The sequence below is a fragment of the Duganella sp. Root1480D1 genome (assembly GCF_001427305.1).
Classification (GTDB): Bacteria; Pseudomonadota; Gammaproteobacteria; order Burkholderiales; family Burkholderiaceae_D; genus Rugamonas.
This window is the reverse complement of record NZ_LMFZ01000012.1, coordinates 237,574-250,943: the sequence shown is the minus strand read 5'-3', so window position 1 is coordinate 250,943 and position 13,370 is coordinate 237,574. Positions and strand designations below refer to the sequence as shown.

Annotated in this window: 11 protein-coding genes and 2 tRNA genes; 7 read left to right on the top strand and 6 right to left on the bottom strand. The window is 56.1% G+C overall.

The window, feature by feature from the left end:
* Positions 1-22: 22 nt before the first annotated feature.
* The 5 genes from ASD58_RS13595 to ASD58_RS13575 all read right to left on the bottom strand — a co-directional run bounded on the left by ASD58_RS13595 (position 23) and on the right by ASD58_RS13575 (position 5,013).
* A complete protein-coding gene (locus tag ASD58_RS13595; RefSeq protein WP_057261696.1) occupies positions 23-1,753 on the bottom strand; it encodes a site-specific integrase in 1,731 nt (576 codons plus the stop codon).
* Positions 1,754-1,868: 115 nt separating this feature from the next.
* A tRNA-His gene (locus ASD58_RS13590) sits at positions 1,869-1,944 on the bottom strand.
* A gap of 78 nt (positions 1,945-2,022) precedes the next feature.
* Positions 2,023-2,859, bottom strand: a complete 837-nt coding sequence (gene murI, locus ASD58_RS13585; protein WP_057261695.1) for a glutamate racemase — start codon at positions 2,857-2,859, stop codon at positions 2,023-2,025.
* Positions 2,860-4,386 (bottom strand): fumarate hydratase, encoded by a 1,527-nt coding sequence (locus tag ASD58_RS13580; RefSeq protein ID WP_057261694.1) that lies wholly within the window; start codon positions 4,384-4,386, stop codon positions 2,860-2,862. It abuts the gene before it with no gap.
* 18 nt (positions 4,387-4,404) lie between these two features.
* Complete coding sequence (locus ASD58_RS13575) at positions 4,405-5,013, bottom strand: YqhA family protein (protein ID WP_057261693.1); 609 nt, start codon at positions 5,011-5,013, stop codon at positions 4,405-4,407.
* A 114-nt stretch (positions 5,014-5,127) separates the two neighbouring features.
* Here ASD58_RS13575 and ASD58_RS13570 point away from each other — a divergent pair, with 114 nt between their 5' ends.
* The 7 genes from ASD58_RS13570 to ASD58_RS30505 all read left to right on the top strand — a co-directional run bounded on the left by ASD58_RS13570 (position 5,128) and on the right by ASD58_RS30505 (position 12,468).
* Positions 5,128-6,267, top strand: a complete 1,140-nt coding sequence (locus ASD58_RS13570; RefSeq protein ID WP_057261692.1) for an acyltransferase — start codon at positions 5,128-5,130, stop codon at positions 6,265-6,267.
* Positions 6,268-6,336: 69 nt separating this feature from the next.
* The gene (gene acs / locus ASD58_RS13565; RefSeq protein ID WP_057261691.1) at positions 6,337-8,328 is read left to right on the top strand and encodes an acetate--CoA ligase; all 1,992 of its coding nucleotides are present in this window, start codon (positions 6,337-6,339) and stop codon (positions 8,326-8,328) included.
* A 134-nt stretch (positions 8,329-8,462) separates the two neighbouring features.
* A tRNA-Ser gene (locus ASD58_RS13560) sits at positions 8,463-8,553 on the top strand.
* A 166-nt stretch (positions 8,554-8,719) separates the two neighbouring features.
* Complete coding sequence (locus tag ASD58_RS13555) at positions 8,720-9,958, top strand: integrase arm-type DNA-binding domain-containing protein (protein ID WP_057261690.1); 1,239 nt, start codon at positions 8,720-8,722, stop codon at positions 9,956-9,958.
* A 38-nt stretch (positions 9,959-9,996) separates the two neighbouring features.
* Complete coding sequence (locus tag ASD58_RS13550) at positions 9,997-10,620, top strand: hypothetical protein (protein WP_156401275.1); 624 nt, start codon at positions 9,997-9,999, stop codon at positions 10,618-10,620.
* A gap of 667 nt (positions 10,621-11,287) precedes the next feature.
* The gene (locus tag ASD58_RS30510; RefSeq protein WP_082565403.1) at positions 11,288-11,698 is read left to right on the top strand and encodes a helix-turn-helix domain-containing protein; all 411 of its coding nucleotides are present in this window, start codon (positions 11,288-11,290) and stop codon (positions 11,696-11,698) included.
* Positions 11,698-12,468: a plasmid recombination protein gene (locus ASD58_RS30505; protein WP_082565402.1), complete on the top strand. Its 771-nt coding sequence runs from the start codon at positions 11,698-11,700 to the stop codon at positions 12,466-12,468. The genes ASD58_RS30510 and ASD58_RS30505 overlap by 1 nt, the downstream gene beginning before the upstream one ends.
* Before the next feature lie 230 nt (positions 12,469-12,698).
* On the opposite strand, the gene ASD58_RS13545 is transcribed toward ASD58_RS30505, so the two are convergent.
* Positions 12,699-13,088, bottom strand: coding sequence for a phage tail length tape measure family protein (locus ASD58_RS13545; RefSeq protein WP_162253015.1), 390 nt, complete (start codon positions 13,086-13,088; stop codon positions 12,699-12,701).
* Positions 13,089-13,370 lie beyond the last annotated feature (282 nt).

Here is a 13,370-nt window from a genome sequence, read left to right as displayed (position 1 = left end):
ACAAACCGACGGGCCGGTGTAGTCAGGACTTGCCGTCTTTCAGGCTGACAGTTCCGTGACCTGGTTCCCAGGGTAGCGCTGGGATAACAGGAAACTGTACGCGAGAGAAGTACTTGGACAGGCGGCTGAACGGCAAGTCCGAACCGTAGCCATCAGTAACCTTGCCATCGCCTGTGGTATGGCCGAGTACGCGCTGCAAATACTTGGATGGCACGCCGGCCGCTTCGAGCAGGTCTTTCATCGAGTGGCGCAACGAGTACAACACCTTGCGACTATCGGTGATGCCGATAGCTCGCTTATATCGACCAAAGAACTTCGAGAACGAGCCCGAGAGCTTTCCGTGGAAGTCTTTCTTTAGCGTTGGGAAGAAAACGGTTGAGTCACTTCCGCGCAACCACTCGACGTAACGCAGCAGGCCCAAATCAATCAGCTCCTGTGCAACAGGGACTCGACGGATGGACATCGAATTTTTCAAGGTCCGGCGATGGCTTTCAGGCACGTCGTCGTCGTCAAAAAGGTCGCGGTCTTCGTCGCCAGGCCGGTCGACAATATTGAAATACCAACCGAACTTTGCATCGCGGCAGAGGTCGCTCAGCGCCAGCCCCGCAATCTCTTCAGGGCGTGCGCCGGTGTAGAACATCAACAAAGGAATCCAGTAACTCGCCTCTCCGGACTGCCCTCTGGACCGCTTGTGCTGCGTAAACACTTCAGAAGAGAACACCGTTGCTAGGTCGGCAGGGTCAAAGGGCAAACGACGCTTCTTGCGTTGTTTGACGCCATTTTCCTTGAAGCCTAAGGTGTGCAGAGCAGGATTCGTTTTTAGAACGTGCTTGCCCACAGCAATCTTGTAGATGGCGCGAACCTTCGATATCCGTTCGTTGATGGTCCCGACTTCCAGACCCCGTTCGAACATGTAATGTGCGAAGGAAGTCATCAGCTCCGGAGTAACTTCGGCTGGCATACGCGTGCCGCGTGTTGCAGCAAACCGCTCCAGGTCGCGCCAAGGAGTTTGGGAGGCAATGGTGGTGGTGGACCGGCGGTTCTTAACATAATCGCGCCAGGTCTCGAATACTTTCGCCCAAGTTGGCATCTCCGGGTTTTCGGGAGCGCGCTCAGGCGCTACGACGTACAGCGGATGAGTCGTTGCTGGGGCCACCTTGTCGGTGTCCACCAGCTCCCCCCGTTGCCGCGCGAGCTGGTAGTCCAGCGACTCAATCACCGAACGCAGGAAGGTGTAAGAGGCACGCTTCGCCTCGTCTTTTTCGGGCGCGAAGTCCAAGCCGCACAGACGTAGGAAGCCGTGCAGCGCTGGATACACGCTCATGCTCTTCCCCTGGGCGAGCACTCGGCCGAGCTCGGTACGTTGGCTTGCTAGCTTCTCGCCGAGCTCATCGAATTTTGTATCATCCAGACCATCCTGGCGAATACGGTCATCGTTCAGCAAGACCCGGTGGACCCAGAAGCGGGCAACGCTCTCGAGCTGCTCATTATCAAGCCGGGCAATGCGCTTCGGGTTCAACGAAACTCGGCTCAGGTCGAGCTCTTGACGCTTCTGCCGGAACTCGGTGTCGATACGTGCAAGTTCAGCACGCGCCAGCTCTTTGGCGTCGCGCAGGTCGGCAGTGCCGAGGCTCCGGACGATGTGTTCTTGGCAGGCAGGGTAGGCCGCGCGAATGTCGGCTGGGATGCGGCGACGCACATACTTCGTGCCGTTTTTGCCGCGTTGGTAAATACCTTCAGAGATTGCTTTCATAGTCTGCTCCACGTTGGTTGTGTGACAGACCGTGTATCAACTCCGTTTAGCCTTTTACGCAAAAGGCCTTGATTCCTATAGAAATCAAGGCCTTGCGCGCACTAGCGGTATTCTTTGGGGTGGCTGATGGGGCTCGAACCCACGACAACAGGAATCACAATCCTGGACTCTACCAACTGAGCTACAGCCACCACTGACTGCTTTCTATCGCCCCGTAGCGCGACAGAGCCGAGATTATATAGGCTTGTGCCGGAACTGGCAAATATATTTCAAACCACTACGGATTCGACCTTGGGGTGCAGGCCAAGCAGGTTGGCAAACTGCTGTTGCAAGGCTGCCGCGCTGCCGCTGGTGTAGCCGTGCAGGTGGGCCGGGGTGCCGCCCGGGCGCAGCAGGGCGGCGCCTTCCAGCAGGCGTGCCAGTTGGCGCGCCACGGCGTCGCCGGTGTCGATCAGGGTAACGGCAGTGGCATCGCCGCGTGCTGCAACAAGCTGCGCGATGGCGTCCTGCACGAATGGATAGTGCGTGCAGCCGAGAACCAGGGTATCGGCGCCCTGGTCCAGCAGCGGCTCCACATAGCCCTTCAGCATGGCTGCGGTTTCTTTGCCGGTCAGGTCGCCCTGTTCGATGCGTTCCATCAGGCCGACGCATGGCTGCAGCAGGAAGCGCGTGCCGCTGGTGCTGGAAATCTGCTCGCGCAGCGCCAGGAACTTCTCGCCGCGCAGTGTGCTCGCCGTTGCCAGGACGGCGACCGTGCCGTTGCGGGTGGCAGCGGCGCCGGGTTTCAGGCCCGGTTCCACGCCAACCACCGGCAGGGCAGGGTAGGCCGCGCGCACTGCCTTGATGGCCGCCACCGTGGCGGTGTTGCAGGCCACCACCAGCGCCTTCGCGCCTTTTTCGAGCAGGAAGGCCGTCACCGCGATGGCACGCTGTACCAGCCATTCGTTCGTCTTTGCACCGTAGGGCGTAAAGGCGGAATCGGCGAAGTACATCACGTGCTCGTGCGGCAACTGCGCATGGATATGGCGCAGCACGGAGAGCCCTCCGACGCCGGAATCAAAGACGCCGATCGGTGCGTCGGCGGAGGAGGGAACTGGATGGACCATTTATGCTGGCTGTGCCGCTTTCAGGGACTCGATCTTCACCTGCCACTCTTTCGGGCCGGTGTTATGGACGGAAGTACCGGTGGAATCGACGGCTACGGTGACAGGCATGTCGACCACATCGAATTCATAGATCGCTTCCATGCCCAGGTCTTCGAAGCCGACCACCTTGGCGCCCTTGATCGCCTTCGACACCAGGTAAGCAGCGCCGCCAACCGCCATCAGGTAAGCCGATTTGTGCTTCTGGATCGATTCGATCGCGGTCGGGCCGCGTTCAGCCTTGCCGACCATGGAGATCAGGCCGGTTTTTTCCAGCATCATGTCGGTGAACTTGTCCATGCGGGTTGCGGTGGTCGGGCCGGCTGGGCCAACGACCTCTTCGCCCACCGGATCAACCGGGCCGACGTAGTAGATCACGCGGTTGGTGAAGTCCACCGGCAGCTGCTCGCCCTTGGCCAGCATGTCCTGGATGCGCTTGTGGGCAGCATCGCGGCCGGTCAGCATCTTGCCGTTCAGGAGCAGGGTCTGGCCCGGCTTCCAGGAGGCCACTTCTTCCTTGGTCAGGGTGTTCAGGTCGACGCGCTTGGATTTTTCGGTGTCGGCAGCCCAGGTGACATCAGGCCAGTCGGACAGCTTCGGCGGCTCGATGTAGGCCGGGCCGGAACCATCCAGGACGAAGTGGGCGTGGCGGGTGGCCGCGCAATTCGGGATCATGGCGACTGGCTTGGAGGCAGCGTGGGTCGGATACATATTGATCTTCACGTCCAGCACGGTGGTCAGGCCGCCCAAGCCTTGCGCGCCGATGCCCAGGGCATTGATCTTGTCGCACAGTTCGATACGCAGTTCTTCCAGCTTGTTCTGCGGGCCGCGCTTTTTCAGCTCGAACATGTCGATGTCTTCCATCAGCGACTCTTTGGCCAGCAGCATGGCTTTCTCGGCGGAGCCGCCGATACCGATGCCCAGCATGCCAGGCGGGCACCAGCCGGCGCCCATCAGCGGCACGGTCTTCAGCACCCAGTCCACCAGCGAGTCGGAAGGGTTCAGCATGACGAACTTGGTCTTGTTCTCGGAGCCGCCGCCTTTGGCTGCAACGGCTACTTCCACGGTATTGCCTTCCACCAGTTCCATGTGGACCACGGCCGGGGTGTTGTCCTTGGTGTTCTTGCGCTCGAAGTGCGGGTCGGCCACGATGGAGGCGCGCAGCTTGTTGTCGGCGAAGTTGTACGCGCGGCGCACGCCTTCGTTGACGGCGTCGGTCACGGTGCCTTTGAAGCCTTCAAAGCGCACGCCCATGCCGATCTTCAGGAAGACGTTCACCATGCCGGTGTCCTGGCAGATCGGACGCTTGCCTTCCGCGCACATGCGGGAGTTGGTCAGGATCTGGGCGATCGCATCTTTGGCGGCCGGGCTTTGCTCGGCTTCATAAGCGCGTGCCAGGTGCTGGATGTAGTCGGCAGGGTGGTAGTAGCTGATGTACTGCAGCGCGGCGGCAACAGATTCGATCAGGTCGTCTTGCTTGATGATGGTCATGATTGGCTCGTTGGCTAATTAGTGGTGCTTGGAATCGTTGTGCGTCAGGGTGGTGATGCGATCGGTGTACGCAATCGCCATTGCGGACAGCAGGAATACGACGTGGATGACGGTCTGCGCGATCAGGACTTGTGGCTCATAGTCCTTCGCGTTGATAAAGGTCTTCAGCAGGTGGATCGAAGAGATGCCGATGATCGCCATCGCCAGCTTGGTCTTCAGCACCGAGGCGTTCACGTGCGACAGCCATTCCGGCTGGTCTGGATGGCCTTCCAGGTGCATGCGCGAGACGAAGGTTTCGTAGCCGCCCACGATCACCATGATCAGCAGGTTGGAAATCATGACCACGTCGATCAGGCCCAGCACCACCAGCATGATGACGGTCTCGGTGAGTTTGGTCGGCGCCGTGGCGGAGCCGTGGAACGTCACGCTGATAATGTGCTCGAGCGAATGCGCGTCGCCGAACACGGCGCCGATCAGGTCCTTCAGTTCGACCCAGAAGTGGAACACATAGACGCACTGCGCCAGGATCAGGCCCAGGTACAGCGGAAGCTGCAGCCAGCGGGACATGAAGATGAAGGCGGGGATAGGGCTAAGGCGTTTGCCGTTGTTGTTCTGAGGTTCGGTCATCTGCGGATATTGGAGGAGCGTTGGAAAAACAGCCGATATTCTACACTCGCAACGGCGGCGCGGTAGCGGGGCGGCTGTGCTACATTGCCGTTTTGTCTAATTTGCCTGAAGATTATGAAGCTCGATTGGGTGCAGGGGCTGCGCGGGATCGCCGTGCTGCTGGTGGTCCTGACACATGGCCGGTTTTTCCTGGATGGCACGCCGAATGAAGGCCTGGCCAGCGCGCTGTTCCTGCCGGGCGCCATGGGCGTCGACCTGTTTTTCCTGGTCAGCGGCTTTATCATGGTCTACACCACCCGGAACGCCAGCGGCCCGCGCGAAGCGGCGCTGTTCGCGGCCAAGCGTTTTGCGCGCATCTGGCCAGCCTACGTGGTGGTGACGCTGGCCTGGATCTTCATCAAGCGCGATGGCCTGTGGTTCTTCGACGATCCCGAACGCCTGCTGGCACTGTTCCAGTCGCTGACTTTCCGGCCGGTGGTTCCGCAGGATGCACCGTTCTTCGGCCTTGTATTCCCGCTGGCGTGGACCCTGGCATTTGAAATGTACTTCTACCTGGTATTTGGCGCCAGCATGCTCGCGGGCCGGCTTCGCTGGCTGGTGCTGGCGAGCTGGATGGCGCTGACGCTGATCCTGCTGCCGATGACGGCAGGCGGTCCAACGCTGGACGTGCGGCAGTACCTGATGTTCGACACGGCCTACCTGCACCTGGTGACCAACCCGATCATCTGGGAATTCGTGGCCGGCATGGCGGCTGGGCTGCTTTACCTGAACCCCAAGGTGCGCTTCCCCAATGCTGCGCTGGCCTGGCAGGCCGTGGCTTGCAGTGAGGGCTTTGTGCTGTGGTGGGGCTGGTCCGGCGTGGGCGGCTTCCACGGGCCGGCAGGGTGGGGCTGGCCTTTGGCCCTGATGCTGCTGGCGACGGCCGTTGCCAGTAAAACGGTCACGCTGCGCACGCCGCATTGGCTGCAATGGGTAGGTAACGTCTCCTACTCGATGTACCTCACGCATTTTCTTGGCCAAGTGGTCTTGACCCGCTGGCTGGACCAGCACTACCTGCATACGCGAAGCTGGAATGAGGTCTACCTCGCGCTGTTGCTGGCGATCCCGCTCGCCTCGGCTTCGCACTGGCTGCTGGAGAAGCGACTGGGCGGATGGACGCGCCACAAACTGGTATTGCTGGTCGACCGCTGGCTGCCCGCGCCGCCTATGCCAGAGGGGCAGGATGTGATTAAAATGGCAAAAGTAGCGCCTTGAATCATGTAAGGGCGCAGTAAGCGACAAGCTCTATTGTTGCAAGCAAACCATCACTAACCGGAGACAAGCATGACCAACCAGGGCGCAGACCAACAGGGACCAACCGAATCGCGCATTTTTGCGCCGCCAGCGGCGTTCGTGGAAAAGGCCGCCGTATCCGGCATGGCCGCCTACAAGGCGCTGTGCGACGAGGCTGAGCGCGACTATGAAGGCTTCTGGGCGCGCCTGGCGCGCGAACACGTGGTATGGCAAACGCCGTTCACCCGCACGCTGAATGAAGACAATGCGCCGTTCTACAAATGGTTCGAAGACGGCAAGCTGAATGTTTCCTACAACTGCCTGGACCGCAATATCAAGAACGGCCTGGGCGACAAGACCGCGATCATCTTCGAAGCCGACGACGGCCAGGTGACCCGCGTCAGCTACCAGCAACTGCACGACAAGACCTGCAAGATCGCCAACGGCCTGAAGGCGCGCGGCATCAAGAAGGGCGACCGCGTCGTGATTTACATGTCGATGTCGGTGGAAGGCGTAGCTGCCATGCAGGCCTGCGCCCGCATCGGCGCAACGCACTCCGTGGTGTTCGGTGGCTTCTCCGCCAAATCGCTGCAAGAGCGCATCATCGACGCCGGCGCCGTGGCCGTGCTGACCTGCGACGAGCAACTGCGCGGCGGCAAACAACTGCCGCTGAAAGCCATCGTCGACGAAGCCCTGGCAATGGGCGGCTGCGACACCATCAAGAACGTGGTGGTGTACAAGCGCACCGGCGGCAATATCGCCTGGACCGAAGGCCGCGACGTCTGGCTGCACGACCTGGTGGAAGGCCAGGCTGCCACCTGCGAACCTGAATGGGTGGAAGCGGAGCACCCGTTGTTCATCCTGTACACCTCCGGCTCGACCGGCACCCCGAAGGGCGTTCAGCACTCCACCGGCGGCTACCTGCTGTGGGCCGCACTGACCATGAAGTGGTCGTTCGACATCAAGCCGGAAGACGTGTACTGGTGTACCGCCGATATCGGCTGGGTCACCGGCCACACCTATATCGCTTACGGCCCGACCGCGGTCGGCGCGACCCAAGTTGTATTTGAAGGCATCCCGACCTTCCCGCACGCTGGCCGCTTCTGGGAAACCATCGCCAAGCACAAGGTCAACATCTTCTACACCGCACCGACCGCGATCCGTTCGCTGATCAAGGCCTCCGACGTCGATCCGAAAGTGCATCCGAAGAACTTCGACATCTCCTCGCTGCGCCTGCTGGGCACCGTGGGTGAGCCGATCAATCCGGAAGCCTGGATGTGGTACTACAAGAACGTCGGCGGCGAGAAATGCCCGATCGTCGACACCTTCTGGCAGACCGAAACCGGCGGCCACATGATCACCCCACTGCCAGGCGCCACCCCGATGGTTCCAGGTTCTTGCACCCTGCCGCTGCCAGGCATCATGGCCGCGATTGTGGACGAAGCAGGGCACGACGTACCGAACGGCAGCGGCGGCATCCTGGTCGTCAAGCGCCCATGGCCATCGATGATCCGCACCATCTGGGGCAATCCGGACCGCTTCAAGGCCGGCTACTTCCCAGAGGAGTTGGGCGGCAAGTACTACCTGGCAGGCGACGGCGCAATCCGCAATTCGGAAACGGGCTACTTCACCATTACCGGTCGCATCGACGACGTGCTGAACGTATCCGGCCACCGCATGGGCACGATGGAGATCGAATCGGCGCTGGTTGCCAACCCTCTGGTGGCCGAAGCCGCCGTGGTCGGCAAGCCCGATGAAACCACTGGCGAATCGATCTGCGCCTTCGTGGTGCTGAAGCGCGCCCGCCCAACCGGCGACGAAGCCAAGCAAATCGCCACCGAGCTGCGCAACTGGGTAGGCAAGGAGATCGGCCCGATCGCCAAGCCAAAAGAGATCCGCTTCGGCGACAACCTGCCCAAGACCCGCTCCGGCAAGATCATGCGCCGCCTGCTGCGCGTATTGGCCAAAGGCGAGACCATCACCCAAGACGTCTCCACCCTGGAAAACCCGGCCATCCTTGAGCAACTGAAAGAAACCTCTTAAGTATGCGCAGAAGGTGTCAGACCCTGCGGGTCTGACACCGGTTTACCGGTTTTGGTGGTTTAAAGCAGAAAGTCTTTGCACTCCCCGTTAACCCTGCTATAATTCGGGCCTCTCGCGATCAGCGTGAGAATGCAGGAGAGATGGATGAGTGGTTTAAGTCGCACGCCTGGAAAGCGTGTATAGGTTCATAGCCTATCGGGGGTTCGAATCCCCCTCTCTCCGCCAAGGACATGGCAAGTAACAACAAAGTTTGCCCAGAAGCCCCTAAGTCTATATTGATTTTAGGGGCTTTTTTGCGCTTGGTCTGCCCAAGTTTGCCCATTTACACCCAGCATTTTTGAGTCCATACTTGATTCCATGGATGCAAACCTCCGCACAGGATGGATGCAAAATGCCAAAGCTAGCCAAGCCACTTACCGACACTCAGATTCGGAATGCGAAGCCAAAGGAGAAAACATACACTCTGGCGGATGGCGGGGGCATGTACCTTGAGATAAGTTCAAAGGGGTCCAAGATCTGGCGTATGAGTTATCGTCAGCCAAACGGCAAAACCACGCGGCTCACGTTCGGGCGCTATCCTGAGACATCTTTACAAGACGCACGAGAAAAGTGCATGGCGGCGCGCAAGCTACGAGCGGCGGGAACCGATCCGGCGCAAGCAAAGCGTATCGAAAAGAGGAATCAGGCTTTCGCCAACGCGAATACCTTCGAAACAGTGGCGCGTGAATGGCATGCGACAAAGCTCAGTTCGTGGCAATTACGCACCGCAAACAACATCCTTCATCGATTAGAAAAAGACGTGTTTCCTCTTGTAGGGAAACAGCCGATTTCTACCATAGGAGCTCCCTTAGTGCTTGACGTTCTTCGTCAGATTGAACGTCGTGGCGCGGTGGACATGGCTAAACGTCAGGCCCAAGTAATAAGTCAAGTTTTTCGATATGCCATCGTTACTGGAAGAGCCGAGTCTGATCCGGTTCCAAGTTTGCGCACTGCCTTACAGCCTAGCGCCGATGGTCATCATGCGGCCATCACCCCAGACGATCTACCTCAATTTCTCCTGGCTCTAGAACGCAATGAAATACGTATGTATCCAACCACCAGAATTATGATGCGCTTAATGATGCTGACCTTCGTGCGCACGAGCGAGCTGATAGAGACGCCATGGGCCGAGATTGATTTGGAGCGAGAGTTATGGGTTATACCCTGGCAGCGAATGAAGATGGGGAAGAAAAAAGTCAAACCGCGCAAGGTCGATCATCACGTTTTCATGCCGAGCCAAGGTTGGAGACTGCTTCGTGAATTGAGCACTTACACTGGAGGCGGTCTGTTCTTGTTCCCTAATCAACGTGATCATCAAAAACCCGCAAGTAATGGGGCAATTCTTTCCGCCCTTAAGCGAATGGGATACGGCGGTAAGCACACGGGACATGGCTTTCGGTCTCTTGCAATGGGGGTGATTAAGGAAAGACTCGGATACCGGCATGAAGTTGTTGATCGCCAGTTAGCACATTCTTCTGGAGACGCTTACGGAGAAGCATATGATCGAGCGCAGTTTTTGGACGAGCGCCGTGTGATGATGCAAAAATATGCAGATTTCTTGGATAACGTTGCAAATTCGAACGTCAAATAGCGGTGTAGCATGGTTGCCAGATGAGCGGGGGTAATAGCATGAGCGTCGAAGTACGTGACTTGAAATCGAGATTGCTTACCCTAGCGAAAGCCCGCTTAATAGAACTTAGCGGGGCATATGAACAATTTGAGGCAGAGATCAGAAATCAAGGGGGAGTGACGCGAAAAGCCTCTGACTATTTCCAAGGCTGGGATGTGAAACTGCATTCACTGTTATGCAGAAAGTCGTTGTCGAAGGTTTTTCTGTTAACTCCTGTGTCTGCGTTTGACATCGAATTGATTATTCTTATTGATACTTGGGCCTTGGAATACTCGGAGCCCGTCGGCCCTCTGCCGCGCACACCCGGCAGAAAGCGTAAGCACATAGGCGATGAAGTGGTGCAAATTGGCAATTCTAGCGAGGGTTTGGAAAATAAGAAAAACTGGGAAATCGAGAAAATCGGCGATCCCAAGGGAGCTGGTTTCCAAAACTGGTATACCTGCGCAAGATATTTCGCTAGGGAATTAGTTAAAAATAATAAAAAGTTACTGATCAATAAAAATAAGCTTGCAGAATTAACGGCAACGGTAATGGCTGAAAATGGAGTGTGCAAGCGCGGAGGTAAAGTACCTTTTCAGGCCGGTACTGTATTAAAGGCGTTTGTTAACGTTGATTTAGGATAAAACTTTCAAACTTTCGTCGATAGTTTTCTTGGTTTTTATAGGAAAACTCATAGCATTCAATAACTTAGGCGGTTTTTCGTCTATTTGTATAAATCATCTGCTACTTAGATAAAATAGATCAGGCCGATGGTTATATCGTAATGCAACCAAGCGCATAGAAATAGGTGGCGATTCGGCACGTTGCCTATTCTTTGCGCGGTTGATGTGCGATAAATTGAATTGAATGTGATGAAATCTTTAACTAATGTCATTCCTGTATTGCTTGCGACCAATAAGTTCGCGACGTACCTGCACTGTTTCCGAAGAGCCATTCGGAAGAATGTATGCACTTGTGGTCACCATGGAACTTCCCCTATTAGACACCTAAGCGCGCCCTCCGTTTGGCGCTTAGACGATCTTCAGGAACAGCGGAAGGGGGACCTGTAATGAAGGAGCTACCTCCAAAAAATATTTCTGTTCTGCCGCTTCCGAATGTTGGTTTATCGCGATGGAATCAGTTGCGTTACTTTATCCCGGTTTGTCGCGAAACCTGGCGAAAATTAGTTTTAAACGGAAAAGCTCCTCAGCCTATAAGGCTAACGGATCGATGCACTTTTTACTCTAACGAAGAAATTCATCGCTGGCTTAGCGATCCCACGGGGTATTCGGTTGCCACGGAGGGCGTCAAATGAGATTTAAAAACGACCCCTCCGCAGAGCATAAGCGCAACGGCGGACACTCCCCCGTTAGGCGGTGTTTAAACAGCGACATCGCCACACTAAGAAGAACGTTGGGAGATGCTGGCCTTTTGCTATGTGACTCTAGCACCGAAAAACAAGGAAAGACCCTGTTAAAAATACTTAAATTCTTAGGTGAACGGGGTCTCAACACACCGGAAGGTTTCGGCCTCGGATTTGCTCGTCTTGCAACTAGAATATTTGAACTTATTAAGCAAGGATGGCTGATTGATACGGTGCGTGAAAATGTTGTGACAGCGGATGGATTGATGCACATTGGAGTTGCACGTTATTTTCTCCGGGGAAGATGTGCTGACTTTCTTTCGGCGCAAATCGAGTTCGATTTTTCGGAGGTGAAATAATGTCCTCCGCGCAAATTCTATGCATAAAAAAACTTACCGGTAAGTCAATTGTGCTGGTCGCAGCAAAACACAACCTCCGCGAAATTCAAGCCGAGCTTAGCCAAGGGGCTGCTAGCTCGATTGATCCAGCTTTGACGGACCTGAATTACGTGCTACGTGGCGCGAACCTTGCAGCAGAAGTGGCTGCGGACGCTAAGAGGCTGCTTGAATGCGCTGACCTTCCCAGGTTACGGAAGGATGCCGTTCGCGCCCTTGAGATTGTTTTTAGCCTACCAGAAGGACTTAATATCGATCAGGCGGCCTTCTTTACTGATGCCGTAATCTGGACAGAGGCTACATTTCAAGTGCCAATCCTTAGTGCAGTTGTCCATCTTGATGAGGTGGCCCCACACTGCCATGTGCTTCTGCTACCACTAATTGGTGGTCGGATGAAGGGGAGCGAACTTATGGGGAATCGTACAAGGCTTCGGGCAATCCAATCAGACTTCAATCTGGAAGTTGGAAAGCGCTATGGTCTAGAGCGTTACGTCGCTGCACAACGGCCCAGTCGATCTGTGTGCAAGAAAGCCATTGACAGCGCATTTACGATTTTGGATCGAAACAGCGGGCTCCATTCATTCATTCTTCGCGTGTTATTGGCTCCGCACCTTCGCGATCCAGAGCCCCTTTTGACTGCATTAGGGATACCTATGCCGAGTGCGGGTACGGCTGTATCGCCACGATCTTTTGTCTCATTGATGACTAGAAAGGTAAAGCCCGAAAAGCCATAGAGTTTGTAAAGGAAAAATAGCCAAACCCTATCCTGTGTAGGGTTTGCATAAGTTGCCCTAATAGGTTTCGATAACTTGCGCAAGCGATGTGATACCGAATGCGCAACGAGGGGAGGACCAGTTATGGTCTGTGAGTAGCGGATCTGGCTGTAAAAACTTGGCCGTTTGCTTCAAGGCTGCCTGAAGCTCATCGATCAGGAGGCGCAGAAAAAAGGGCTTATCTTCAGCGTCTACCTTGGACAAGCCATGAAGGGATCTATTGTGTTGGCTTCGCCTATTATGTACAGAAGTCGAGCAACCGCTTCCTTCTCATTCAAATCCTGGGAGGTCATTAAACGCAGCGCTGTTCGAGTAGCATTTTCGATGTTTTCATTCGAAATTCTGCCACTACATACTAACCAAAATATTACCTCATGCGCTTCGCCAATAGTGCCAACGCCTTCGTCAGCAATCTTTGAGCCAAGCAAATGCAGTTGCCCTTCGGTCATGCCAACGTAGTTGCCCGTCATGATAAGCGCATTTTGCAATCGTCTTTGCTCAGTTCTCCCTTGCCAGGCGGCGAACACAACAACGGTGAACGCAAGTAGCAACAGTCCCCCTATCCACTTCGCGATCTTCATCTGACGCCTCCACATGGCTAGCTGTTACAGGTGTGCTAGGATATTTCAATTCGTTTGACGCTTAGCGGATTTGCTACCCTGATGGGCGCTCAAACGTGCAGCGGATACCGCTTGGTAATTTCTGAGGCGTTTCGTTATATCGTTCTGCGGCAAGAAGGAAAAGAGAGGCGGTTCGGGCCAGTCGCCGCGAGAATTTCAAAACGATTGTTTTCAGTGTAGCGCCGAATCGTCCAGAAATAAATACGCACTCATGGCCGCAACCGTGGCAAAGCGCGCCTTTAC

What these genes read in the sequence shown, in the direction of transcription:
- ASD58_RS13595 (WP_057261696.1), bottom strand. Translation starts at nt 1,753, where the DNA reads ATGAAAGCAATCTCTGAAGGTATTTACCAACGCGGCAAAAACGGCACG.
- murI (WP_057261695.1), bottom strand. Translation starts at nt 2,859, where the DNA reads ATGGTCCATCCAGTTCCCTCCTCCGCCGACGCACCGATCGGCGTCTTT.
- ASD58_RS13580 (WP_057261694.1), bottom strand. Translation starts at nt 4,386, where the DNA reads ATGACCATCATCAAGCAAGACGACCTGATCGAATCTGTTGCCGCCGCG.
- ASD58_RS13575 (WP_057261693.1), bottom strand. Translation starts at nt 5,013, where the DNA reads ATGACCGAACCTCAGAACAACAACGGCAAACGCCTTAGCCCTATCCCC.
- ASD58_RS13570 (WP_057261692.1), top strand. Translation starts at nt 5,128, where the DNA reads ATGAAGCTCGATTGGGTGCAGGGGCTGCGCGGGATCGCCGTGCTGCTG.
- acs (WP_057261691.1), top strand. Translation starts at nt 6,337, where the DNA reads ATGACCAACCAGGGCGCAGACCAACAGGGACCAACCGAATCGCGCATT.
- ASD58_RS13555 (WP_057261690.1), top strand. Translation starts at nt 8,720, where the DNA reads ATGCCAAAGCTAGCCAAGCCACTTACCGACACTCAGATTCGGAATGCG.
- ASD58_RS13550 (WP_156401275.1), top strand. Translation starts at nt 9,997, where the DNA reads ATGAGCGTCGAAGTACGTGACTTGAAATCGAGATTGCTTACCCTAGCG.
- ASD58_RS30510 (WP_082565403.1), top strand. Translation starts at nt 11,288, where the DNA reads ATGAGATTTAAAAACGACCCCTCCGCAGAGCATAAGCGCAACGGCGGA.
- ASD58_RS30505 (WP_082565402.1), top strand. Translation starts at nt 11,698, where the DNA reads ATGTCCTCCGCGCAAATTCTATGCATAAAAAAACTTACCGGTAAGTCA.
- ASD58_RS13545 (WP_162253015.1), bottom strand. Translation starts at nt 13,088, where the DNA reads ATGAAGATCGCGAAGTGGATAGGGGGACTGTTGCTACTTGCGTTCACC.